Source organism: Methylobacterium sp. C33D, assembly GCF_053345825.1.
Map to the genome: position 1 here is coordinate 77063 of NZ_JBKFAV010000008.1, position 23080 is coordinate 100142.

Below are 23080 nucleotides of genomic sequence, written 5' to 3' on the forward strand. Positions count from 1 at the left end.
CGCCGGGCGCATCCCGGGAGTAACCCAGCCCATGACGTCCACCGTTCGCGTCGCCCTCGCGGCCCTGGTCACCGCCTCGCTGGCCGCCTGCGCGAGCGCGCCCGCCGCCCAGCCGGAGCTGACTCCGGTGCCGCGCCCGCGGGTCGATGCCAAGACGCAGCTGGAATACGGTAACCCGCCCCCGCCGCCGCCCGGCCGCTACTGAGACGACCGCGCGGGGCGCGGCTCAGGCCGCCTCCCGCGCCCGCCGCGCCTCGTAGGCCTTGAGGCCGGTATAGACCGCGGTCAGGAGCGGGAACGGCGCCTCCGGCGCCAGCCGCCGGCCGCGGGCGATCAGGTCGCCGATCACGTGGTCCGCCTCGATCCGGCCCTTGTTCTCGATATCGCGCAGCATCGAGGCCGTGAACGTGGACCCGGCCGCTGTCAGCTGCGCCCGCGCCCGCTCGGCCACCACGCCGCGCGGTTCGAAGCCGCTCGCCGCGGCGACGGCCGTGCACTCCGCGTGCAGCGCCGCGATCAGCGCGGTGCCCTCGGGCGCCGCCACGATGTCGCCGACCGCCGCGCGCATCAGGGTCGTCGCCCCGGCGAGAGTCGCCAGGAACACCCACTTCTCCCACATCTCCTGCAGGATCACGTCGCTCAGGCGCGGCTGGAACTTGAGGCCGCGCATCAGCGCGTCGACGGCCTCGATCCGCGGCGAGCGCGACCCGTCCCGCTCGCCGTAGGTGATGCTGCACAGCTCGCTCATGTGGCGGATCGCGCCGTCCGGCGCGAGCGTCGCGGCGATCGCGCAGGAGCCGCCGAGCACGCGCTCGGCGCCGAACCGGGCGTCGAGCACGTCGAGATGCGACATGCCGTTGAGCACGGGCAGGATCGCGCTGTCGGGCCCCACGGCCGGCGCGAGGTCCGCGACGGCGCTGTCGAGGTCGTAGGCCTTGCACGACAGCAGGATGAGGTCGAACCGCCCGGCCCCGGCCAGCCTATCGGCCGTTACGGTGGGCGGGCCGGGCAGGTGCAGGTCGCCGAGCGGCGAGCGGACGTTCAGGCCGTCCGCCGCCAGCTTCGCGGCCCGGGCCGGCCGGACCAGGAAGGTCACGTCGGCGCCCGCCTCGGCGAGGCGCGCCCCGTAATAGCCGCCGGTCGCGCCGGCCCCGACGATCAGCGTGCGCATGGGTCCTTCAGGTCCGCGACGGGTAGTTCGGGCTCTCGCGGGTGATCGTCACGTCGTGGACGTGGCTCTCGCGCAGGCCGGCATTGGTGATGCGGATGAACTGCGCCCGCTCCTGGAACTCGGGGATCGTGGCGCCGCCGACGTAGCCCATGGCGGCGCGCAGGCCGCCGGCGAGCTGGTGCAGGACGTTGCCGACCGGGCCCTTGTAGGGGACCTGCCCCTCGATGCCCTCCGGCACGAGCTTGTGGGTGTCGCTCACCTCGGCCTGGAAGTAGCGGTCGGCCGAGCCGCGGGCCATGGCGCCCACCGAGCCCATGCCGCGGTACGACTTGTAGGAACGGCCCTGGTAGAGGAACACCTCGCCCGGAGCCTCGTCGGTGCCGGCGAGCAGCGAGCCCAGCATCGCCACGGAGGCGCCGGCCGCGATCGCCTTCGCGAGGTCGCCGGAATACTTGATGCCGCCGTCGGCGATGACCGGGATGTCGGCCTCGCCGGCCGCCTCGACGGCCTCCATCAGCGCGGTGAGCTGCGGCACGCCCACGCCCGCCACGATGCGGGTGGTGCAGATCGAGCCCGGGCCGATGCCGACCTTGATGGCGTCGGCGCCGGCATCGATCAGCGCCTTGGCGCCGTCCCGCGTCGCGACGTTGCCGGCGATGACCTGCACGGCGTTCGAGAGCTGCTTCACCCGGGCGACGGCGTCGAGCACCTTGATCGAGTGGCCGTGGGCGGTGTCGACCACGATCACGTCGCAGCCGGCGTCGATCAGGCGCTCGGCCCGCTCGAAGCCGCTGTCGCCGGTCGTCGTGGCGGCGGCCACGCGCAGGCGGCCCTGCTCGTCCTTGACGGCGTTCGGGTAGGCGACGCGCTTCTCGATGTCCTTGACGGTGATCAGGCCGATGCAGCGGTAATGGTCGTCGACGACCAGCAGCTTCTCGATCCGGAACTGGTGGAGCAGCCGCTTGGCCTCGTCCTGGGTCACGCCCTCGCGGACCGTGATCAGGCGGTCGCGGGTCATCAGCTCGGCGACGGGCTGGTTGGAGTTCGTCGCGAAGCGGACGTCGCGGTTGGTCAGGATGCCGACGAGCTTGCCGCGCGAGCCGTTGGGGCCGCGCTCGACCACCGGGATGCCCGAGATCCGGTTGAGCTTCATCACCTCGAAGGCGTCGGCGAGGGTCTCGTCGGGATGGATCGTGATGGGGTTCATCACCATGCCGGACTCGTACTTCTTGACGAGTCGGACCTGCTCGGCCTGCTCCGGCGGCTCGAGGTTGCGGTGGATCACGCCCATGCCGCCATTGGCCGCCATCGCGATGGCCATCGGCGCCTCGGTGACCGTGTCCATCGCCGAGGCGAGGATCGGCAGGTTGAGCGGGATCGTGCGCGTCAGCCGCGAGGCGACGCTGACCTCGGTCGGCATCACCGAGGAGGCGGCGGGCCGCAGGAGCACGTCGTCGAAGGTCAGCCCCTCGATGATCGATGCGGATTCTACTCGGGCCATGTGCCAACTTTCCTCGGACGGCGGCGCGTGCGGAGGTCGCGCTGCGGGATCGGGTTGGCAAGTGCCAGTATCACGGGCTCCGCGAAGGCGCCAATGCGCGGTTGATGCGTCGCAGCGCGAAAACGCGCATGGCTCGAGGCTTATCCACGCCCGCTCGAGGGGCGCGGCAGTGGCGTGAACGGACGTCCGCGGTCAGCCGCGGAGACGGCGGGAGCGCCTCAGCGCATCGCCGGCGTGGCCGGACCCTTGTCGGTGTATTCGGGCGGCAGGCCGATATAGTCGCCGAGCATGCCGTCGATGCCCGGAGCGCGGCCGAAGGCCTCGCAATCGGGGTCGAGGGGGGCCTCGCCGAGGGTGGTGATGCGGATCCGGTCCCAGGTCGGGATCGTGTTCGGCGCCGTGAACGGGTCGTCGCCGGTCGCCAGCATGTAGCCGAAATCCTGGCCGAACTCGCCGGCGAGGTCGTAGGCATCGCTGGCGCGGGAGAAGCGCGGCTGGCTCGTGAACGAGTTGGCCGCCCCGCCCCAGACCATGGCGGCCCGCTGCTCGCGGCGGCGGTCCAGAGCCTCGGCCTCGACCGTCAGGCTCCCGAGCCCGATCGGCACGCGCGGGATCGGCACGCGCCCGACACCCTCCGCGAAGCTCAGACCGAGCTGCGACGCGACCGTCACGCCCGCCGAGCCCGCGATGGTCGCGCCGGCACCGAGCAGGTCCGTCGGCTCGACGCGGGTGACCTGCGCCCGGACGGTGAGGTCGGCGTCGCGGCTCGTGACGACGTCGTACTTCAGCGACAGGTCGTAGCACAGCGCCCGGTCGGCCGCGTTGGCGATGAGGCGCCGCTCGGCCGCGGTCAGCGGGGCGGCGCCGGACACGTCGGCGTGGAACGCCGTCGGGATGATGCGCACGGTCCGGGCCTTCGCCAGGGCCGGCCGGTCGACGTAGATCCGCGAGGCCGACGCGACCTGATCGCTGGACTTCAGCCGGTCGTAGCGCGTCAGCGAGCCGCGATCGTTGAGGAGGACGGTGCCGCAGGCGGCGACCATCGAGAGAAGGGCGACGCCGGCGGTGATCCGCGCCACGGAGCGGACCTTGCTGGGGCTGGGCTGCATCGAAATCCTCGCGCGCCGGCCCCGGGCCGGCTGGAGCGGCCTCACGGACGCGTGATTGAAACTTAGCCATTGGAGCACCCGCAAAAAAGGTGGCTCCGCGCCGCGGCTCAACCTCTGTTGCACGATGGATACATTCGCGAAACACGAGGGTGCGAGGTGGCCGCGCTGCCGTGCAACCGCGGCGGCGCGACATGCGTCTGCTGTGTGATGCCCGCGACCGCTCAAAGACCGATCTGGATCGTCCCCCTGACGGTCGCCACCGCGCTGTTCATGGAGAACACCGATTCCACGGTGATCGCCACGGCGCTGCCCAGCATCGCGGCGAGCCTCCACGAGGACCCGATCGCCCTCAAGCTCGCGCTCACCTCCTATCTGGTGAGCCTCGCGATCTTCATCCCGGTGAGCGGCTGGATGGCGGACCGGTACGGGTCGCGGACGGTGTTCCGCGCGGCCCTCGTGGTGTTCATGGCGGGCTCGCTCGCCTGCGCGGCCGCGAACGGCCTCGCGTGGTTCGTCGCCGCGCGGTTCCTCCAGGGCATGGGCGGCGCCATGATGGTGCCGGTCGGTCGGCTCGTGGTCCTGCGCAGCGTGCCGAAATCGCAGCTCGTCACGGCGCTCGCCTACCTGACCTTCCCGGCGCTCGTCGGCCCGGTGCTGGGTCCGCCGGTCGGAGGCCTGATCACCACGTGGTTCGACTGGCGCTGGATCTTCTTCATCAACCTGCCGATCGGCTGCGCCGGCATCGTGCTGGCGAGCCTGTACTTCGAGGATGTGCGCGAGCCGGAGCGCCCGCCCCTCGACCTGCTCGGCTTCGTGCTTCTCGGGACCGGCCTCGCCGCCCTGATGCTCGGCCTCGCCTCCCTCGGCCGGCACCTGCTGCCGGCGGCCGTCTCGTGGGGCTGCCTCGCCGCGGGCGCGGTTCTCCTGCCGCTCTACGGGGCGCATGCCCGCCGGGTGGCCTACCCGATCGTCCGGCTCGACCTGATGCAGCGGCCGACCTTCCGGGTCGCCGTGCTCGGCGGCAGCCTGTTCCGGATCGGCACCGGGGCGATCCCCTTCCTGCTGCCGTTGATGCTGCAGGTCGGATTCGGGCTCGACGCGCTGCAATCCGGCCTCATCACCTTCGCGGCGGCGGCCGGCGCGATGTTCGTGAAGACCCTGGGTCCGCGCATCCTGCGCCGCACGGGCTTCCGCGCCCTGATGGTCTGGAACGCCGTCATCGCCTCCGCCTTCCTGGCGGTGAACGGGTTCTACACGGCGCAGACGCCGCACTGGATCATGGTGATCCTGCTGTTCGTCGGCGGCTGCTCGCGCTCGATCCAGTTCACATGCGTCAACGCCATCGCGTACGCCGACCTGGAATCGAAGGAGATGAGCGCGGCCACGAGCTTCGCCAGCGTCTGCCAGCAGCTCTCGCTCAGCCTCGGCGTCACGCTGGGCGCGCTGGCGCTCGAGGGGACCGCCGGGTTCCACGGCCGGACGGAGATCCAGGCGGGCGATTTCGGGCCGGCCTTCTTCGCCGTCGCCGTCATCTCGGCGGTTTCGGCGCTGGCCTTCCGCAACCTGTCGCCGGATGCCGGCGCGGAGATCTCCGGGCGAAGGATAACCGGCGCGGCGTCCTCGACCGCCGAGATGCGGCCGCGGCACGGATGATCAGGCCGCGGCCCGGGCGGGCGCACGGCCGGCGGCGCGCTTGCCGGCGCTCCGCGACGCGCTGCCCTTTCCGGAGGCCTTCGCTGCGGCGGGCTTCGCGCTCGGCACCGTGGCGCGCGGGCCGGCGCGCCAGCCCTGCCAGCTGAGCGCGCCCGGACCGCTCAGGGCGTACATGAGGAATCCGCCGGCGAGGCCGAGATCGGCCAGCATCAGCGTGCGCTCGGCCACCGCGGCGGGCCCCACATAGTACCAGAACGGATGGAGCACGAAGGCCGTCACGCCGGCGAAGAGCGCGAGCGCCAGCCCGGTGAGGCCGGGCAGGACGCCGAGGATCAGGGCGAGCGGTCCGAAGACCTGCACCACGACGGCGGCGGTGGCGACGCCGTTGGGAAACGGCATCCCGGCCCCTGCGAGCGTCAGCGCGAAGCCCGACACGTTGAGCGCTCGGGCGATCCCGGTCGGCAGAAGCGCAGCGGCCAGCAGCAGGCGCGCGACGAGGAGGGTTCCGTCCTGGGCGCGGGCGAGCATGGGCGTGTCCGGTCGGCGGGGATCAGGACTTCAGTATTGCAACTTTCCGCTGAAGACCCCGTTAAGGACGCCGCCTCAACCGCCGACGCCGCCGCGGAACAGCCGGCCGCGCTCGGTCCAGGCGACGACGAGGAGCGCCAGGGCGCCGAGGCCCGCGTAGCCGATCGCCACCGGGAGCACCGTGCCATCGAAGGACTGACCGATCAGGAAGCCGCAGAACGCGCCCAGGATCGTGGTGTAGAAGCCCAGGAATGACGAGGCCGTGCCGGCGATGGCCCCGAGGGGCTCCAGCGCGAGGGCGTTGAAGTTCGGCATCGCGAAGCTGATCAGGAACTGGTTCACCGCGAGGATCGACAGGAACAGCGCCAGCGGCGGGTGGCCGTGATAGGCCAGCCCGACGCCGACCTGCGCGAGGCCGACGAGCGTGAAGGCGATGACGCCGCTGTGCGACATCGCCCGCATCCCGAGCCGCCGGACCACCCGGGCGTTGATCAGCGTCGCCGCGCCCATGGCGCCGGCCACGAGCCCGAAGGCCAGCGGGAAGAGCGGGCCGAGGTGGTACAGGCCCGTGTCGAAGACCTGCTGGGCCGAGCCGACGTAGCCCATGATGCAGCCGGTCATCAGCCCGAGCGCGGTGGCGTAGCCGACGGCGACGCGGGTCCTCAGCGTCAGGCGGATCGCCTCCCAGGTCGCGGCCGGCGAGAGCGGCCGGCGGTATTCCGGGTGCAGCGTCTCGGGCATCCGCAGGGAGAACCAGAGCGTCAGCCAGAAGGCGAGGACCAGCATCGAGACGAAGACGTAGACCCAGGAGCCGAGCGCCAGCATCATGCCGCCGATCGCCGGCGCGATCATGGGGACGATCAGGAACACCATCATGGTGAGCGACATCACACTCGCCATCTCGCGCCCGGCGAACCGGTCGCGCACGATCGCCACGGACAGCACCCGCCCCCCGGCGGCGCCGATGCCCTGGATGATCCGCGCGGCGAGCAGCCAGCCGAAGCTCGGGGCCACCATGGCCAGCCCGCAGCCGACCACGTAGACGGCGAGGCTCGCCAGCAGCACCGGGCGGCGTCCGATCGCGTCGGAGACCGGCCCGTAGACGATCTGCGCGAAGCCGAAGCCGATCATGTAGACGTAGACGAGGAGCTGCAGCCGGTTGGGATCGGCCACGGCGAACCGCGCCTCGATGGCGGGGAAGGCCGGTAGCAGGTTGTCGATGGAGATCGCCGTCACCGCCATCATCAGCGCGATGATGGCGACGAACTCGGTGAAGCCCGGCCCCGACCAGGGCCGCGGGGCGCGGACGTCCTGGACCGGCGGCACGGGCCGAATCGCGATGGTCACGGCGGTCTCTCGGGATGCTCCGATACGCGCCGATCAGGGCTCGTCCTTCGCGGCGCAGTTGTGACAACCCCGCCCGCGCCGCGCAATTCAGGCCGGTAGCGGGCGCAGGACCGGCTCGCTCGGCTTGCGCCCGACGAAGGCGGCCATCAGGGCGGCGACGAGGCAGAGCAGCCCGGCCGATACGAAGGCGCCGAGATAGGTGCCGCTCTCGGTCCGGACCATGCCGGCGAGCCACGCCGCGGACGCCGCGCCGATCTGGTGGGCGGCCGCGATCCACCCGAACATCAGCGCGGCGTTCTCCTCCCCGAAGGATTTGCCCGCGAGCTGGACGGTGGGCGGCACGGTGGCGATCCAGTCGAGCCCGTAGAAGACCGCGAAGAGCGACAGGCCGTAGAAGCTGTAGTCGAAGGAATAGGGCAGGAAGATCAGCGACAGGCCGCGCAGGCCGTAGTACCATGCCAGCAGCTTGCGCGAGTCGAACCGGTCCGTCAGCCAGCCGGACGCCGTGGTGCCGATCAGGTCGCAGATCCCCATCAGCGCCAGCAGGCCAGCGGCCGTGACCTCGGCGATGCCGTGATCGATGCAGGCCGGGATCAGGTGGGTGCCGATCAGCCCGTTGGTCGAGGCGCCACAGATGAAGAACGTGCCGGCGAGCAGCCAGAAGTCCCGGGAGCGCAGGCCGATACGCAGGCCCCGGAGCGCCCGCACCGCCGGGTTCTCGGTCAGCACCGGCGCCGGCGTCATCGCGTCCTCGCCGTAGCGGGGCAGACCGAGATCGGCCGGCCGGTCGCGCAGGAACAGGGCGGCCAGCGGGATCAGCGCCAGGGTCGCGACGGCGACCACCAGCGAGACGGAGCGCCAGCCCTGCCCCACCGCGATCGAGGCCAGCATCGGCAGGAAGACCAGCTGTCCCGTGGCGCTGCTCGCGGTCAGCAGGCCGAGCACGAGGCCCCGGCGCTTGGCGAACCAGCGCCCGGCCACGGTGGCGCCCAGCACGTTGGCCACCATGCCGGATCCCGATCCGACGACGAGACCCCAGAGCAGGACCATCTGCCAGGGCGCGGTCATCAGGCTCGTGGCGGCGGTGCCGATCGCCAGGATCAGCAGCGCGCCGCAGACCGAGCGCCGCAGGCCGAACCGCTCGATGATCGCCACCGCGAACGGGCCGATCATCCCGTACAGGAAGATGTTGAGCGCGATGCCGACGCCGATCGTGGCCGCGGTCCAGCCGAATTCCCGCTCCCAGGGGACGATCAGCACGCTCGGCGTGGCGCGGACCCCGGCCCCGACGAGCAGGACCAGGAAGGTCACCGCGACGACGATCCAGGCGTAGTGCAGGCGCGACCCGGGGCGCGTCTCGGTCAGGGCGGTCATGGACGGGCTCCGGAAGCGGGGCGAATCGGTCAGGCGGCGGAGATCAGGGCCTCCGCGACCGCGGAGACGGTCGCGGGATCGACCCGGGCGTTGATGCGGCTCTGCGCCTCGCGCCAGTAGGGCGTCGCGGCCGCGAGGGCCTCGCGGCCCGACGCGGTCAGGGAGACGCGGCGCTCGCGCGGATCCGCCGTGCCGGGCGTGACCGCAACGAGGCCGCGGCGCTTGAGCGGGTCGAGGTTGCGGCCCATCGTGGTCCGCTCCAGCGCCGCCTCGGCGGCGAGGCGCGAGACCGGGACCGGCCCGAGACGGTCCAGATGGCGCAGGATCGCGAACTGCGTCACGCGGAGCCCGGTCGGCTTCAGGGCGGCGTCGTAGCTCGCCGTCAGCGCCCGCGTGGCGCGACGCAGCGCGGAGCAGGTGCACGGCTCGGGCGACGGGGTGCTCATGCCATAGGTGTATATGCACGTATCGCGCGCCCGGCAAGCCGGAGCTGACGGTTCGCGGCGATCGACACCCGTTGGCCCGGAAACGGGCGGGCGCTGTCATCGACACGGCCGGTCACGCTGCTATCGCTTGGGCGAGTGACCCGGTTCGGGAGAAGCGCGATGACACTCGAGACCGCGACGGCGTTGTCCTCCTCGGAGCAGAAGACGGCCCGCACCGGGCTGATAGAGGCGGCCGCCGACATCGTCACCGAGCAGGGCGGACCGGGCGGCTTCGTCCGTGACCTGTTCGGCCGCGTGACACCGGAGGATCTCGCGCCCTACGATGCCTCGGTCCTGGCGGACCTCGCCGCCCGCGCCCGCGCCTTCCTGTCCGAGCCGCGCAGGCCGGGCGACCCGGCGCGGACGCGTCTCAGCGACGGTGACCTGATCCGGGACGGCCGCCCGCGGGAGACGACCGTCCTGGAAGTCATCAACGACAACCGGGCATTCCTGCTCGACTCGACCCTGGCCGAGCTGACCGAGCAGGGTCTCGCGCCGCTCCTCGTCGCGCACCCGATCCTCGGGGTGGAGCGGGACGGCGCGGGCGGGCTCATCCGGGTGGTCGGGGAGACGACCGCGGACGCGCAGGGGAGCCTCGCGCGCGAGAGCTTCATCCACATCCATCTCGACCGCCTGGCGGCCGAGACCGGCGAGCGGCTCCTGAATGCCCTCGCGACCGTCTACCGCGACGTCGCCCTCGCGAGCGACGACCACGACGCGATGCTGGCGCGCCTGACCGACCTCGCCAACAATCTGGGCCGGGGGCCGACCCCGATGCCGGAATCGGAGACCGAGGAGGCGCGCGCCTTCCTCGAATGGCTGACGGACGGCCAGTTCCTGGTCCTGGGCATGCAGGAGCACGGCATCGCCGGCGAGGCCCACCCGCTGGTCGAGGGGTCGAGCCTCGGCGTCCTCCGCGACCCGGGCGCCACGCCCCTGCGCCGGGGCCGGACACCGGTGGACTACACGCCGGAGATCCTCGCCTTCCTGGAAGAGCCGCAGCCGCTGATCATCACCAAGGCCAGCGTGAAGTCGCGGGTCCACCGGTCGGCCTACCTGGACTACGTCGGCGTCAAGCTGTTCTCCGGCCTCGGCAAGCTGTCGGGCGAGGTGCGGATCGTCGGCCTGTTCACCGCCTCCGCCTATACGAGCCCGGCCCGCGAGGTTCCGGTCCTGCGCCGGAAGGTCCAGGCCGTCGTCCAGCGCGCCGGCCTGGACCCGACCAGCCACGCCGGCCGGAGCCTCCTCGCCGTGCTGGAGAGCTACCCGCGCGACGAGCTCTTCCAGATCGACGGCGAGCGCCTCTACCGGTTCACCCTGGCGATCGCCGCGCTGGCCGACCGGCCGCGGGTCCGCGTGCTGTCCCGCCCCGACCGGTTCGGCCGCTTCGTGTCGCTGCTCGTCTACGTCCCGAAGGACCGCTACGATTCCGCGGTTCGCGGCCGGATCGGCAGCTATCTGGCCGAGTCCTACGGCGGGCGACTCAGCGCGGCCTACCCCGACTATCCGGAAGGCTCGCTGGCCCGCATCCACTACATCATCGGCCTGCCCGATCAGGGGAGCCCCGAGCACGACCCGGCCTCCCTCGAGGCCGGGATCGTCGCCCTGGTCCGCACCTGGGGCGACGCGCTGCGGGCGGCGCTGGCCGAGTCGCAGGGCGGCGATCGCGCGCGGCAGCTGGCCGCCCGCTACGGCGACGCGTTCTCGGCCGCCTACCGGGACAATTTCCAGCCGGAGGCCGCCGTCGCGGACGTGACGATCCTCGACAGCCTCGGCGAGACGCAGCCGCGCGCCGTGCATCTCGACAGGCGAGCCAGCGACCCCGCCGCGCAGGTCCGCCTGAAGGCGTTCTCGCGCGGCACCGCGATCGCGCTGTCCGACCGGGTCCCGGCGCTCGAGAATCTCGGCTTCCGGGTCATCAACGAGCGCACGTACCAGATCGCGCCGGCCGGGGCGGACGAGGCCGCGCGGGTCTGGCTGCATGACATGCTGATCGAGCGCGCCACCGGCGCCCCGATCGACCTCGCGGCGCTGGAGCGCCCGCTCGAGGCCGCGATGCTCGCCATCGCGGACGGCATCGCCGAGTCCGACGGCTACAACCGGCTCGTCCTGGAGGCCGCCCTGCCCTGGCGGGAGGCGGCCCTGCTCCGGGCCCTGGGCCGCTACCTGCGCCAGCTGCGCATCCGCTACGGGCAGGATTACCTCGCGGGCACGCTGAGCCGCCACGCCGGGATCGCGCGCGCGATCGTGGCGCTGTTCCGCGCCCGGTTCGATCCGGCCCTCGCCGGCGATCGGACCGCCCGGGAGGCAGAGGTGCGCGCCGGCATCGAGACCGCCCTCGCCGAGGTCACGAGCCTCGACGACGACCGGATCCTGCGCCGGTTCGTCAACCTCGTCGAGGCGGCGGTGCGGACGAACTTCTACCAGACCGGCGCCGACGGGCAGCCGCGGGAGACGATCAGCTTCAAGTTCGCCTGCGCGAAGGTGACGGCGATGCCGCTGCCGCGACCGTTCTTCGAGATGTTCGTCTACTCGCCCCGCGTCGAGGGCGTGCACCTCCGCTTCGGCTACGTGGCACGCGGCGGCCTGCGCTGGTCCGACCGGCCAGAGGATTTCCGCACCGAGATCCTGGGCCTCGTGAAGGCCCAGCAGGTCAAGAACGCCGTGATCGTGCCGGTGGGCGCCAAGGGCGGCTTCTTCCCGAAGCGGCTGCCGCCGGCCTCCGACCGCGCCGCCTGGATGCAGGAGGGGACCGAGAGCTACCGGATCTTCATCCGCACGCTCCTCGAACTCACCGACAACATCGTCGACAACGCCGTCGTGCCGCCGCCCGACACGGTCCGGCACGACCCCGACGACGCCTATCTGGTGGTCGCGGCCGACAAGGGCACGGCCACCTTCTCGGACATCGCCAACGCCCTGTCGCTCGAGAAGGGTCACTGGCTGGGCGACGCCTTCGCGTCCGGCGGCAGCCAGGGCTACGACCACAAGGGCATGGGCATCACCGCCCGCGGCGCCTGGGAGGCGGTGCGCAGGCATTTCCGCGAGATCGACGTGGACGTGCAGACCGACCCGATCACCACGGTCGGCGTCGGCGACATGTCGGGCGACGTGTTCGGCAACGGCATGCTGCTCTCCGAGAGCATCCGCCTGATCGCAGCCTTCGACCACCGGGACATCTTCCTCGACCCGAACCCGGACGCCGCGGCGAGCTTCGCCGAGCGGCGGCGGCTGTTCGATCTGGGGCGGTCCTCCTGGGCGGATTACGATACGGGCCTGATCTCGGAGGGCGGCGGCGTGTTCTCGCGCAGCCTGAAGACCGTGCCGCTCTCGGCGGCGATCCGGTCCGCGCTGGGCTTCGACCGGTCCGAGGCGACACCGACCGAGCTGATGCAGGCGATCCTGAAGGCGCCTGCCGACCTGCTCTGGTTCGGCGGCATCGGCACCTATGTCCGGGCCACCACCGAGACCGACGAGGATGCCGGCGACCGCGCCAACGACGCCCTGCGCATCACCGGGCCGGAGCTGCGCGCCAAGGTGGTCGGCGAGGGCGCCAATCTCGGGCTGACGCAGCGCGGCCGCATCGAGGCGGCCCGCGCGGGCGTCCGGCTCAACACCGACGCCATCGACAACTCGGCCGGCGTGAACACGTCGGACGTGGAGGTGAACATCAAGATCGCCCTCATGACCCCGGAGCGGGACGGCAGGCTCAGCTACGAGGCGCGCAACGCCCTGCTCGCCGACATGACCGACGAGGTCGGACGCCTCGTGCTGCGCAACAACGAGTTGCAGACGCTCGCCCTGTCTCTCGCCCAGCGCGGCGGGCTGGGCGAGACCGGCTTCGCCATGCGGACGATGCAGGCCCTGGAGGCGGAGGGCCGGCTCGACCGGACGGTGGAATTCCTCCCGGACGACGGCACGCTCGCCGAGCGCATGCGGCGGAACGAGGGGCTGACCCGGCCGGAATACGCCGTGCTGCTCGCCTACGCGAAGCTGTCGCTGCACGACGCGATCCTGGAGAGCGCCGTGCCGAACGACCCGTATTTCGATCGGGAGTTGCAGCGCTACTTCCCGAAGGCCCTGCGGGAACGCTTCCCGGACGCCGTCAAGGGTCACCGCCTGCGCCGCGAGATCATCGCCACGGCGCTCGCCAACATCATCGTCAATCGGGGCGGCCCATCTCTGGTGACGCGCCTCGTCGACGGCACCGGGGCGGACGCCGCGACCATCGCCAAGGCGTACGCGGTGACCCGCGACGCCTTCGGCCTGATGGAACTGAACCTCGCCATCGACGGCCTCGCCGGTCGGATTCCCGGGCAGGGCCAGCTCGACCTCTACGCGGAGGTGCAGGATCTGCTGACGAACCGGATCGTGTGGTTCATCCGCAACCTCGACCTCAGCGGCGGCCTCGCCCCTGTGGTCGCCCGCTACCGGGACGGCATCGCCGCCGTGGAGGCGGCCCTGCCCAAGGTGCTCGGCGCCGAGGCGCTGGACGCGATCGGCGCTCGCGAGACGGAGTTGACCGGGCACGGCATGGCCCCGGCCCAGGCGCGGCGCCTCGCCTCGCTCAGGGCGCTGATCTCGGGACCCGACATCGTCCGGGTCGCCGAGGCCAGCGGCCGGCCGGTCGAGGAAGTCGCGGCGACGCATTTCGCCCTGGAACACGCCTTCCGCCTGGACGACCTCGCCGCCGCGGCGCGGACTGTCCCGGTGGCCGACACGTTCGACCGCGTCGCGTTGGAGCGCGCGGGCGCCGGCATCGCCGCCGCGCACCGGAAGCTGACGGCCGAGGTGGTGGCGGATCTCGGCGCCGGGCCGGAGGCGGTGGAGGCCTGGATCCGGGCGCGCGGCGCGTCGCTCGCCCGGATCCGCGAGGCCGTGGACGCGATCAGCGCGTCCGGCCTCACGGTCTCCAAGGCGACGGTCGCGGCGAGCCTGCTCGGCGACCTCGTCCGGGCCGACTGAGCGATCAGGCCCCCGGCGCCGAGGCCCGGGCGACGCCCTGGCGCCCGCGACTGACCGCCGTGAGCACAAGCCCGAGCCCGACGAGCGACACCGCCGCGGCGATCAGCGGCAGCTGGCCGTAGCCGGCTCCGAGCGTCAGCGCCGTGCCGCCGATCCAGGCGCCGGTGGCGTTGCCGAGGTTGAACGCGCCCTGGTTCAGCGTCGAGGCGAGGTTCGGCGCGTCGCTGGCCGCCTCCACGACCCAGATCTGCAGGGGCGACACCAGGGCGAAGACCAGCCCCGACCAGAGCACCACCACCGCGACGGTCAGCGCCGGATGGTGCGCGACCGCGGCCAGCGCCAGCAGGGCCGCGACGATGCCCAGGAAGCTGCCGATGATGGTCGCCATCGGGCCCCGGTCGGCCAGATGCCCGCCCAGGAGATTGCCGACGGTCAGCCCCGTGCCGGCGGCGAACAGCACGCCGGTCACGCCCTGCGACGTGAAACCGGTCACGCCGGTCAGGAACGGCGTGATGTAGGTGAACACCGTGAAGAAGCTCACCGAGGACAGGGTCGAGATCAGCATCGGCCGCAGCACCGGCCAGCGCCCGAGCGCGCGGAACTCGCTGACGAGCCGGCCGCGCGTCCCGGGCAGGCCGTCCGGCACGCAGACCTGGATCGCGAGGCCCGCCACGAGCCCGATCGCGACCACCGCCCAGAAGGTGGCGCGCCAGCCCGCCTCCTGCCCGAGGGCGGTGCCGAGCGGTACGCCGAGCACGTTGGCGAGGGTGAGGCCCGCGAACATCAGCGAGACCGCCTGCGTCCGCTTCTCCCGCGGCACGAGATCCCGTGCCACCACGGCGCCGATCCCGAAGAACGCGCCGTGGGCGAAGGCCGTCAGGATCCGCGCGGCCATCAGCAGGCCGTAGCTCGGCGCCAGCGCGCAACCGAGATTGCCCGCGAGGAACACGGCCATCAGCGCGAGGAGGGCCGTCTTGCGCGGCAGGCCGGCGGTGGCAATCGCCACGATCGGCGCCCCGACGACCACGCCCATGGCGTAGCCGGAAACCAGGTAGCCGGCTTGCGGAATGGTGACGCCGAAGCTCTGCGCCACCTCCGGCAGCAGGCCCATGATGACGAATTCCGTGGTGCCGATTCCGAAAGAGGCGACGGCGAGGGCGAGGATCGGCAGGGGCGGCACGGGGACGTCCTTCGGCGCGGGCGGGATCCGATGGTGCAGAGCAGCATCGCAGCGCGGTCGCCGTTGGATAGCGTCGGAGGCGCGGCGCACAGTTGCGCGGCGCGCAGGGGGGAGACGCGGCTCAGCCGGCGATCGTCGCCTCCGCCGCCGGCGACGCTTGGCCGAGCAACCTCAAGTCCGGCCGCCACCGACACGCGCGGTCGAATCGCGGCGCGCCGACCATGTCCTGCCCGAGCCGGAAGGGTCTAGGCTTGGCCGTTCGAGCGCCCGCCACCGCGGAGTCAGGGTCCGGTCGGACGCCGGCAGACCGCCGCGATCCGCCACGGAGGCACGCTCGCGGAGCCGCTCGCATCGCGGGCGACGCCGCGGGAGTCGGACACCGACGGCTCTATCCGGTCGCCGCGCTTACTCCGCCGGCACCTTCTTCCGGCCGCGCGATTTGGCGACCGGCGCGGGCGGCGCCTCGGCCGCGGCGGCCGCTCCGCCGCGGGTCTTCCGGCGCTGCTGACCGAGCCCGAGGGCCCGGGCCAGCTCCGATCGCTGCGCCGAGTAGCTCGCAGCCGTCATCGGGTAGTCCCGCGGCAAGCCCCACTTCTCGCGGTAGGCCTCCGGCGTCAGGCCGCGCAGCGTCAGGTGCCGCCGGAGCGTCTTGTACGGCTTCCCGTCCTCAAAGCTGACAATATGATCAGTCGTGACCGACTTACGGATCTGCGACGGAGTTAGCTTCTCGACGGTCGAGTTCGTGGCGCGACCTTGAGTTGTCAGACCGTTCAGGGCCGCGTGAATACCGCCGATCAACCCGGGAAGCTCGGACACCGGAACGGAGTTGTTCGACACGTAAGCCGCCACGATATCAACCGCCAGCCCGATCGCCGGATTCTGCTCGCTGCCTGCGTTCTCACTCACGGCAAACCTCGGAGGTTACAGTTATTTGGGCCGATCTATCCCTCTCGGATGCGATCGAAGTCTGAAGGTGTGTAGCATATTATACGCATCATCTCAAACGTATTCGTGATCGACAGGTGATCTCAATCCGTCGCGTCCGATCCCGCCGCCGCTCCGCCGTTGACGCTGCATTAACCACGCCGCCGCTAGGGTTCGTTAACCATGCCGGCGACCCACTCTGGGACGGTGTGGCCTGTGATCTCCGCGCTGAGGGGCCGGGGACTTTGGCGGAGACCGGGATCAGGTGCGGACGGCGGCTGACCGGTGGGAACGGCAGAGGACGCGGCTCGCCGCCGCGGCGCTCGGCATCGCGCTCGCAGCGCCCGCGGCGGCCCAGCGGTTCGATGCGACCAGTCCCGTCACCGGCCAGCCCGACAATCCCGGCATCGGCCAGGACACGGCCCCGAACGGCCTGCCCGCGCTGAAGCGCAGCCTCCCGGACGGCCTGAGCCGCGACCAGAATCGCGGCGCGCTGGGCGGCGACGCGGCCGGCGGCGAGCAGACCGGCGGCGACAGCCTGCGGTCGCCGCTCTCGCCCCCCGCGCCGGCACTGATCCCCGGTCAGGCCGGCCTGTCCCAGCTCAGCACCCGCGTCACCACGGGGGGCCGGCGCACCGGCGGATCCTCGACGGCGCCGGCCAACCTCGCGCCGTCGACGCTCCTGCGCACGCGCGCCGCACCGCCGCGGCGGATCGGCTCCGCGACGCGGAGAGTGACCCAGGACGTGACCCAGATCCCGCCGCCGGCCCTGCGGCTGACCCCGGTCGTTCAGCAGGCGGTGGTCGGCGTCCCGAATCCGCAGGTCGTGACGCCGATCCGGCCGATCCTCCCGTTCCAGTCCATCGCGCCGGCCCTCGGCCTCCTGACCCCGGGCTTCATCCTGGGCACGGACCTGGCCCGCGCGATCCCCACCGACCCGGCTTTCGCGCCGATCGGCTATCAGATCGGGACCTTCACGGTGCTCCCGACCTTCGCGCAGAGCGTCGGCTACGACTCGAATCCCGACCAGACCGCCCGCCAGATCGCCAAGGGCTCGGTCGCGCTGCGCACCGACGCCACGGTCGACTTCCGGAGCAACTGGTCCTCCAGTTCGCTGCAGGGTTCGCTACGAGGCTCGTACCTCGAGACGCCGCAGAACGAGGCGGCGAGCCGGCCCGCGGCCGATGGCGTGGTCCGCCTGCGCATCGACGCCGACCGGGACCTACGCATCGACGCGGAAGGACGGTTCCTGGTGGACACGCAGCGCACATCGAGCGCGAACATCCAGGCCCCCACCGCCACGACGCGGCCGCTCCTGGCCGTGTACGGCGGCTCGCTCGGCGCGACGGAGACGTTCAACCGCCTGTCCGTCACCCTGCGCGGGTCCGTCGACCGCTCCGAGTTCGACAATGCGCGCCTGTCGGACGGGACGACCATCAACCAGTCCGACCGTAACCTGAACCAGTACAGCCTGCAGCTGCGCACGGCCTACGAGATCAACCCGGATTTCAGCCCGTTCATCGACCTGCTCGGCGACACGCGCGTCTACGACCAGCGTTTCGATGCGACCGGCATCCGGCGCGATTCGGACGGCATCGCGGTCGCCCTCGGGACGAGCATCGGCCTCGCGCGCTCGCTGACCGGCGAGATCTCTGCCGGCATCCAGCACCGGACCTACGTCGACCCGAGCCTGCGCGACATCAACGCGCCGCTGCTCAACGCGGCCCTGGTCTGGGCGGCGAGCCCGCTCACGACCGTGCGATTCACCGCCGCGACCGGCGTCACCGAGACGACGATCCCGGGCTCCAGCGGCGTGCTCACCGAGGTCGCGACGCTGGAAGTGCAGCACGACCTGCTGCGCAACCTCTCGATCGTCCTGGGCGGATCGTATCTCCGGAACGACTACCAGAGCAGCAGCATCCGCGAGAACGGCTTCTCGGCAACCGCGCGGCTCGACTACCACTTCACCCGCTGGCTGACCCTGCGCGGCACCTACATCTATCAGAAGTTCGACAGCACGGTCGCCGGTTCCAGCTTCCGAGAGAACACCTTCCTGCTCGGCCTTCGGGTGAATCCCTGAAACAGGGTCAGAACCGCTCAGTCCAGGGACGCAGTTCCAGCTCCGAGGTCCAGGCGCTCCGGTCCTGACGCAGGAGGTCGCGGTAGGCCCGGGCGATGGCGTCGGGATCGAGGTGGCTGTCGGGCGCGTCCGGCGGCTCGCCGCCGCGAGCCGGATTGCGGATCGCGCCGTCGATCACGACGTGGGCGACGTGGATACCCTTGGGCTGGAGTTCCCGGGCGAGACTCTGGCCGAGCCCCCGCAAGGCGAACTTCCCCATCGCGAACGGGGCCGATCCGGCGAAGCCCTTCACGCTCGCCGAGGCGCCGGTGAGCAGGATCGCGCCGTGGCGGTGCGGCAGCATGCGCCGCGCCGCGGCCTGCGCCACCAGGAACCCGCCATAGGCCGACACCATCAGGGCCTGGGCGACCGCGTCCGGATCGAGGTCGGCGACCGGGCCGCGGAGGCGGCCGCTGGCGTTGTAGACGACGACGTCCGGCGGACCGCCGAGCGCGGGCTCAAGGCGGGCGAACAGGGCCTCGACCTCAGCGGGCTGGCTGGCGTCGCAGGCATGGACCGCCGCGCCCGTCTCGGCCGCCAAGGCGGCGAGCTTGTCGACGTTCCGCGCGGCGAGGCCGATCATCATGCCATCGGCCGCGAGCAGGCGCGCGAGCGACGCGCTGAGGCCGGAACCGGCCCCGACGATCAGGGCTCTGGAATAGGTGGGGATCATCGCGCTCTCCTCTGCTGGCGCCCTGCGGGCCGATGAGAACTTGTCCGCCCGCCGAGCATAGGGTCAGTCGCGCCGCTCTGCGAAGAACGCCCGGAGCAGGGCCGCCGCCTCGCGCTCGCGAAACCCGCCATAGACCTCCGGCGCGTGGTGACAGGTCGGGTGATCGAAGACGCGCGGCCCGTGCTCGACCCCGCCCCCCTTCGGATCGGCCGCGCCGTAATAGAGCCGGCGGATGCGCGCGAAGGAGATCGCGCCGGCGCACATCGGGCACGGCTCCAGGGTGACGTAGAGGTCGCAGCCGACGAGGCGCTCGGTGCCGAGCGCCGCGCAGGCCGCCCGGATCGCCAGGATCTCCGCATGCGCCGTCGGATCGTGCAGGCCGCGCGGCCGGTTGTGCGCGACCGCCAGGACGGCCCCGTCCCGGACCACCGCGGCGCCGACCGGCACCTCCCCGGCCGCGGCGGCGGCGCGGGCGGCCGCGAAAGCGTGATCGAGCGCAGTCAGGGGTCCGGACGATTCCGAGGCCTCTGGACGGATCGGATCGTCAGCCAAGCTGTTCTCATCCCACTGACGCGGCGGGCACGGGCCGGCGGGCCCACCTGATCCAAGTCAATGTTAAGGCCTGGAACATTCCGCCGACCGTGACCGTTTCAGGAACCAGTGCGGCGCCGCCGCAGATCGAACAAGAGGACAACGCCATGAGCAGCACCACCGACAAGATCAAGGGCGTCGCCAACGAGGCCCTCGGCAAGGCCAAGCAGGGCATCGGCGACGTGACCGGTAACGACAAGCTCAAGGCCGAGGGCGCTGCCCAGGAGCTGAAGGGCAAGGCTCAGGGCACCGTCGGCGATGCCAAGAGCGCGGTGAAGTCCGCCACGGACAAGCTCTGATAGTCGAGCGCGACCGGAACGGAACCCGCCGCGCGCGGGTTCCACCACTGAACCGACCTGAATAACGCGAGGATGCCATGATCGGTTGGGCTGTCACGTTTCTCGTCGTCGCTCTCGTGGCGGCGCTCCTCGGTTTCGGCGGCATCGCCGGCACGGCGATGGAGGCGGCCAAGATCGTCTTCTTCGTGGCGATCGCGCTCTTCTTGATCTCCGCCGTGTTCGGCGTGATGCGCGGGCGCTCGCCCCGGCTCTGACGCGGGCGGGGCGCTCGACCCGCCCCTGAGTTCTTGAGGCGGTCCCGACGGGCCGCCTCTTTGCGTTGAGGCGACCCGCCCCGTTGCACAACCCGTCTCGCCTGTCGGAACCGGCTCTGATAAGCGGCAGGCATGAGCGACTTGCCGAACGACGATCAGCCGGAGGGGACCGCCCGTCCGGCCCCCGAGTCAGCGCGTACCGAGAGCTGGGCGCCGCCGACCGATGCGGGCCGCGCCGAGGCCGAGGTCGACGGGCCCGCGAAGTCCACCGCGAAGAAGCCCGCCCGGAAGGCAAAGCCGCAGCCCCCGCAGCAGGCGGAGCCTGCGCCGGAACCTGAATCCGCGCCGTCCGCCGACGCCGATGGTCTGATCGAGACGCCGCCAGGCGAGCGCATCGCGAAGGCGATGGCTCGGGCCGGCATCGCCTCGCGGCGCGACGCCGAGACGATGATCCTGGCCGGCCGCGTGAGCGTCAACGGCGAGACGCTGACATCGCCAGCCCGCAACGTCACCGAGAACGACCGGATCCTGATCGATGGCGAGCCGATGCCGTCGCGGGAGCGCAGCCGCCTGTGGATCTTCCACAAGCCGCGGGGCGTGGTCACGACTGCCCGGGATCCGGAGGGCCGCCAGACGGTGTTCGACGTGCTCCCGGAGGATCTGCCCCGGGTCGTCGCCGTCGGACGGCTCGACATCAACACCGAGGGGCTGCTGCTGCTCACCAATGACGGCGGCCTCGCCAAGGTGATCGCGCACCCCGACACGGGCTGGCTGCGCCGCTACCGGGTCCGCGCCCACGGCGACACCGATCAGGCCCAGCTCGACAAGTTGTCCAAGGGCGTCACGATCGACGGCATGGAGTACGGCCCCGTCGAGGCGACCCTCGACCGCGTGCAGGGCGACAATGTCTGGCTGACGCTCGGCCTGCGCGAGGGCAAGAACCGCGAGGTCAAGCGCATCCTCGAGCATCTGGGGCTCTCGGTGAACCGGCTGATCCGGCTCTCCTTCGGCCCGTTCCAGCTCGGCGACCTGGAGGTCGGCCTGGTCGAGGAGGTGCGGACCCGCGTCCTCAAGGATCAGCTCGGCAAGAATCTCGCCGAGCAGGCCGGCGTGGATTTCGACAGCCCGGTTCGCGAGCCGATCGCGCCGTTCGGCGGCGCTCGCCCGGCAGAGCGGGACACCGAGTCCGCGCGGCCGGGGCCGCCCCGGCGCAATGCCGCGCGTCCGGCGCCGGCGCCGCGGGTGTCGACGGGAGGCACCGGTCCCGGACCGCGGAATTCCACGTGGCGCGACGAGGACGCGGCCAAGCCCCGCGGGACACGCGTTCCCCGGCGCGGTGCGGATCCCCGGGCGGCACAGGCGGCTGCCGCGGAACGCGGCCGCGAGCGCGTCGGATCGATCCGCGCCGGCGAGCGCCGGGTCGTCGTCGAGCGTCTATCCGCCACGCCGGCGGAGCCCGCCCCCGTCGCCACCCCGAAGCGCCGCTTCGCCGACCGGGGCGCGCCGGAGCGGCAGGAGCGCCAAGCCGGTCCGCGCAGCGAGCGCCGCGGCGACGAGCGCCCGCGCCGCGAGAACGCGCGGAGCGACACGCCGCGGGACGAGCGGCGCTTCGACGAGCGCGGCGGCAAGCCCGGAGGCCGGCGCGAACGTCCGTTCGACGCCGGGCCGGCCGAGGGAGCGTCGCGGAGTCCGGGGGGATTTCGTGGCGAGAAGCCCGCCGCCGGTGGAGGCAAGCCCGGGTTCGGCGGCCCGAAGACCGGGGGTGCGCGTCCCGGCGGAAGCCGGCCCGGAGGCAAGCCCGGCGGTTTCGCCGGCAAGGGCAGCGGTCAGGGCCCGCGCGGCGGACCCGGCGGCGGGAGCGGCGCGGGAGGCCGTCCCGGTGCGCCACGCGGCGGCGCCCGGCCCGGCGGAGCCAAGCCGGGCGGTGCGAAACCGGGCGGCGGTCGGCCGCCGCGCGGGACGCGATGAGGATCGTCGGCGGCGCGTGGCGGGGCCGGAGGCTGGCCACGCCGCGCACCGATGCCATACGGCCGACATCGGACCGGCTGCGTGAATCGTTGTTCAACGTGCTCGCGCACGCCTACGACGACGCCGTGGCGGGGTCCCGCGTCCTCGACCTGTTCGCCGGTACGGGTGCCCTCGGCTTCGAGGCGCTCTCGCGGGGCGCCACCTACGCCCTTCTGGTCGACGAGGGGGCCGAGGCGCGCGCGGTGATTCGCGAGAACATCGAGGCCCTGGGTGCCGAAGGCGTGACCCGCCTGTTCCGACGGGACGCGACCCGCCTCGGTCCGGCTTCCACGGCGGGCACATTCTCGCTGGTCTTCTGCGATCCGCCCTACGGGCGTGACTTGGCGCCGCGCGCCCTCAGGAGCGCCGCCGAGGGCGCGTGGCTCGCACCGGGGGCCCTCATCGTCGTCGAGGAGGTCGAGGCCGCGCAACTCGTCTGGCCAGCGGGCTTCTCGGAGCTGGAACGGCGCGTCTACGGGGACACGGCCGTGGCGATCGCCCGATACGCCGCCTGAACCCCGCCTAGGCGCGATCGATCGGCGACGAGGGCGCGGCTGCGACCTCGGGCCCGAAATGGATCGCCAGCCAGACGGTCGGCGACTCGGTCCACTCCACCCGGTGCCGCCGGTGCGGCGCGATCAGCACGGCGTCGCCCGCGATCAGGCGACGGGCCTCCGCTTCGTCGGCGAAGCACAGGTCGGCCGCGCCAGTCAGCACGGCGACCCACTCCGAATGCGGCTGGTCGTAGTAGAAGCCCGGCGGGCTCGCCTGACCGGTCGAGACGATGCGCTCCACCCGCAGACCCGGACCGGAAACCAGCACCGACACGATCTCGTCGTCCGCCCGAACCGGGAGGTCGGCGAGCAGGTGGGTCACGAGCGTCGGAAGTGTATCCATGAC

Annotated in this window: 20 protein-coding genes; 8 read left to right on the forward strand and 12 right to left on the reverse strand. The window is 72.1% G+C overall.

All coding sequences use genetic code 11. The features are described from left to right. Positions 1 to 31 precede the first annotated feature (31 nt). Complete coding sequence (locus ACLBXO_RS08140; RefSeq protein WP_165923052.1) at positions 32 to 205, forward strand: hypothetical protein; 174 nt, start codon at positions 32 to 34, stop codon at positions 203 to 205. A gap of 21 nt (positions 206 to 226) precedes the next feature. Here ACLBXO_RS08140 and panE read toward each other — a convergent pair whose 3' ends face one another. The 3 genes from panE to ACLBXO_RS08155 form a co-directional block, all read right to left on the reverse strand. Beyond that, a complete protein-coding gene (panE, locus tag ACLBXO_RS08145; protein ID WP_447685066.1) occupies positions 227 to 1171 on the reverse strand; it encodes a 2-dehydropantoate 2-reductase in 945 nt (314 codons plus the stop codon). A gap of 7 nt (positions 1172 to 1178) precedes the next feature. Further along, positions 1179 to 2672 carry an IMP dehydrogenase gene (guaB, locus tag ACLBXO_RS08150; protein WP_331313313.1) on the reverse strand — a complete coding sequence of 498 codons (1494 nt, stop codon included), beginning with the start codon at positions 2670 to 2672 and terminating at the stop codon, positions 1179 to 1181. 218 nt (positions 2673 to 2890) lie between these two features. Beyond that, positions 2891 to 3781, reverse strand: coding sequence for a DUF3313 domain-containing protein (locus ACLBXO_RS08155; RefSeq protein WP_447685067.1), 891 nt, complete (start codon positions 3779 to 3781; stop codon positions 2891 to 2893). A gap of 207 nt (positions 3782 to 3988) precedes the next feature. On the opposite strand from ACLBXO_RS08155, the gene ACLBXO_RS08160 reads away from it, so the two are divergent. Next, positions 3989 to 5434, forward strand: a complete 1446-nt coding sequence (locus ACLBXO_RS08160) for an MFS transporter (RefSeq protein WP_447685068.1) — start codon at positions 3989 to 3991, stop codon at positions 5432 to 5434. Here the strand turns inward: ACLBXO_RS08160 and ACLBXO_RS08165 are convergent, their stop codons facing one another. The 4 genes from ACLBXO_RS08165 to ACLBXO_RS08180 all read right to left on the reverse strand — a co-directional run bounded on the left by ACLBXO_RS08165 (position 5435) and on the right by ACLBXO_RS08180 (position 9129). Then, the gene (locus ACLBXO_RS08165; RefSeq protein ID WP_331313316.1) at positions 5435 to 5962 is read right to left on the reverse strand and encodes a DoxX family protein; all 528 of its coding nucleotides are present in this window, start codon (positions 5960 to 5962) and stop codon (positions 5435 to 5437) included. It lies immediately after the preceding gene. A 75-nt stretch (positions 5963 to 6037) separates the two neighbouring features. Further along, positions 6038 to 7204: a multidrug effflux MFS transporter gene (locus ACLBXO_RS08170; RefSeq protein ID WP_447685133.1), complete on the reverse strand. Its 1167-nt coding sequence runs from the start codon at positions 7202 to 7204 to the stop codon at positions 6038 to 6040. A 192-nt stretch (positions 7205 to 7396) separates the two neighbouring features. Continuing rightward, positions 7397 to 8683, reverse strand: coding sequence for an MFS transporter (locus tag ACLBXO_RS08175; protein ID WP_447685069.1), 1287 nt, complete (start codon positions 8681 to 8683; stop codon positions 7397 to 7399). Between the two features lie 29 nt (positions 8684 to 8712). Continuing rightward, the gene (locus ACLBXO_RS08180; protein WP_331313318.1) at positions 8713 to 9129 is read right to left on the reverse strand and encodes a MarR family winged helix-turn-helix transcriptional regulator; all 417 of its coding nucleotides are present in this window, start codon (positions 9127 to 9129) and stop codon (positions 8713 to 8715) included. A 159-nt stretch (positions 9130 to 9288) separates the two neighbouring features. Between ACLBXO_RS08180 and ACLBXO_RS08185 the strand changes: the two genes are divergently transcribed. Further along, on the forward strand, positions 9289 to 14133 hold the full coding sequence (locus tag ACLBXO_RS08185) for an NAD-glutamate dehydrogenase (protein WP_447685070.1): 4845 nt from the start codon (positions 9289 to 9291) through the stop codon (positions 14131 to 14133). Between the two features lie 4 nt (positions 14134 to 14137). On the opposite strand, the gene ACLBXO_RS08190 is transcribed toward ACLBXO_RS08185, so the two are convergent. Together ACLBXO_RS08190 and ACLBXO_RS08195 are read right to left on the reverse strand one after the other, a co-directional pair. Further along, a complete protein-coding gene (locus ACLBXO_RS08190; protein WP_331313320.1) occupies positions 14138 to 15313 on the reverse strand; it encodes an MFS transporter in 1176 nt (391 codons plus the stop codon). Positions 15314 to 15718: 405 nt separating this feature from the next. Beyond that, positions 15719 to 16219, reverse strand: a complete 501-nt coding sequence (locus ACLBXO_RS08195; RefSeq protein ID WP_331313321.1) for a MucR family transcriptional regulator — start codon at positions 16217 to 16219, stop codon at positions 15719 to 15721. Between the two features lie 283 nt (positions 16220 to 16502). On the opposite strand from ACLBXO_RS08195, the gene ACLBXO_RS08200 reads away from it, so the two are divergent. Further along, positions 16503 to 18317 (forward strand): outer membrane beta-barrel protein, encoded by a 1815-nt coding sequence (locus ACLBXO_RS08200; RefSeq protein ID WP_331313322.1) that lies wholly within the window; start codon positions 16503 to 16505, stop codon positions 18315 to 18317. A 7-nt stretch (positions 18318 to 18324) separates the two neighbouring features. Here ACLBXO_RS08200 and ACLBXO_RS08205 read toward each other — a convergent pair whose 3' ends face one another. Beyond that, a complete protein-coding gene (locus ACLBXO_RS08205) occupies positions 18325 to 19029 on the reverse strand; it encodes an SDR family NAD(P)-dependent oxidoreductase (RefSeq protein ID WP_331313323.1) in 705 nt (234 codons plus the stop codon). 63 nt (positions 19030 to 19092) lie between these two features. Continuing rightward, entirely contained in the window at positions 19093 to 19581 is a 489-nt protein-coding gene (locus tag ACLBXO_RS08210; protein WP_331313324.1) for a nucleoside deaminase, read from the reverse strand. 146 nt (positions 19582 to 19727) lie between these two features. Here ACLBXO_RS08210 and ACLBXO_RS08215 point away from each other — a divergent pair, with 146 nt between their 5' ends. The 4 genes from ACLBXO_RS08215 to rsmD all read left to right on the forward strand — a co-directional run bounded on the left by ACLBXO_RS08215 (position 19728) and on the right by rsmD (position 22695). Beyond that, positions 19728 to 19919 carry a CsbD family protein gene (locus tag ACLBXO_RS08215; protein ID WP_012317098.1) on the forward strand — a complete coding sequence of 64 codons (192 nt, stop codon included), beginning with the start codon at positions 19728 to 19730 and terminating at the stop codon, positions 19917 to 19919. A gap of 77 nt (positions 19920 to 19996) precedes the next feature. Beyond that, positions 19997 to 20173 carry a DUF1328 domain-containing protein gene (locus ACLBXO_RS08220; RefSeq protein ID WP_012317097.1) on the forward strand — a complete coding sequence of 59 codons (177 nt, stop codon included), beginning with the start codon at positions 19997 to 19999 and terminating at the stop codon, positions 20171 to 20173. 132 nt (positions 20174 to 20305) lie between these two features. Beyond that, positions 20306 to 22141, forward strand: a complete 1836-nt coding sequence (locus ACLBXO_RS08225) for a pseudouridine synthase (RefSeq protein ID WP_447685071.1) — start codon at positions 20306 to 20308, stop codon at positions 22139 to 22141. Then, a complete protein-coding gene (gene rsmD, locus ACLBXO_RS08230; RefSeq protein WP_331313325.1) occupies positions 22138 to 22695 on the forward strand; it encodes a 16S rRNA (guanine(966)-N(2))-methyltransferase RsmD in 558 nt (185 codons plus the stop codon). The genes ACLBXO_RS08225 and rsmD overlap by 4 nt, the downstream gene beginning before the upstream one ends. Before the next feature lie 7 nt (positions 22696 to 22702). Here the strand turns inward: rsmD and ACLBXO_RS08235 are convergent, their stop codons facing one another. Then, positions 22703 to 23077 carry a cupin domain-containing protein gene (locus ACLBXO_RS08235; protein ID WP_331313326.1) on the reverse strand — a complete coding sequence of 125 codons (375 nt, stop codon included), beginning with the start codon at positions 23075 to 23077 and terminating at the stop codon, positions 22703 to 22705. Positions 23078 to 23080 lie beyond the last annotated feature (3 nt).

Bases quoted from the DNA above. Each gene is read 5' to 3' on its own strand.
- ACLBXO_RS08160 (WP_447685068.1), top strand. From the start codon at position 3,989: ATGCCCGCGACCGCTCAAAGACCGATCTGGATCGTCCCCCTGACGGTC.
- ACLBXO_RS08155 (WP_447685067.1), bottom strand. From the start codon at position 3,781: ATGCAGCCCAGCCCCAGCAAGGTCCGCTCCGTGGCGCGGATCACCGCC.
- ACLBXO_RS08215 (WP_012317098.1), top strand. From the start codon at position 19,728: ATGAGCAGCACCACCGACAAGATCAAGGGCGTCGCCAACGAGGCCCTC.
- ACLBXO_RS08185 (WP_447685070.1), top strand. From the start codon at position 9,289: ATGACACTCGAGACCGCGACGGCGTTGTCCTCCTCGGAGCAGAAGACG.
- ACLBXO_RS08225 (WP_447685071.1), top strand. From the start codon at position 20,306: ATGAGCGACTTGCCGAACGACGATCAGCCGGAGGGGACCGCCCGTCCG.
- ACLBXO_RS08165 (WP_331313316.1), bottom strand. From the start codon at position 5,962: ATGCTCGCCCGCGCCCAGGACGGAACCCTCCTCGTCGCGCGCCTGCTG.
- ACLBXO_RS08175 (WP_447685069.1), bottom strand. From the start codon at position 8,683: ATGACCGCCCTGACCGAGACGCGCCCCGGGTCGCGCCTGCACTACGCC.
- ACLBXO_RS08205 (WP_331313323.1), bottom strand. From the start codon at position 19,029: ATGATCCCCACCTATTCCAGAGCCCTGATCGTCGGGGCCGGTTCCGGC.
- panE (WP_447685066.1), bottom strand. From the start codon at position 1,171: ATGCGCACGCTGATCGTCGGGGCCGGCGCGACCGGCGGCTATTACGGG.
- ACLBXO_RS08170 (WP_447685133.1), bottom strand. From the start codon at position 7,204: ATGGCGGTGACGGCGATCTCCATCGACAACCTGCTACCGGCCTTCCCC.
- rsmD (WP_331313325.1), top strand. From the start codon at position 22,138: ATGAGGATCGTCGGCGGCGCGTGGCGGGGCCGGAGGCTGGCCACGCCG.
- ACLBXO_RS08235 (WP_331313326.1), bottom strand. From the start codon at position 23,077: ATGGATACACTTCCGACGCTCGTGACCCACCTGCTCGCCGACCTCCCG.
- ACLBXO_RS08140 (WP_165923052.1), top strand. From the start codon at position 32: ATGACGTCCACCGTTCGCGTCGCCCTCGCGGCCCTGGTCACCGCCTCG.
- guaB (WP_331313313.1), bottom strand. From the start codon at position 2,672: ATGGCCCGAGTAGAATCCGCATCGATCATCGAGGGGCTGACCTTCGAC.
- ACLBXO_RS08220 (WP_012317097.1), top strand. From the start codon at position 19,997: ATGATCGGTTGGGCTGTCACGTTTCTCGTCGTCGCTCTCGTGGCGGCG.
- ACLBXO_RS08180 (WP_331313318.1), bottom strand. From the start codon at position 9,129: ATGAGCACCCCGTCGCCCGAGCCGTGCACCTGCTCCGCGCTGCGTCGC.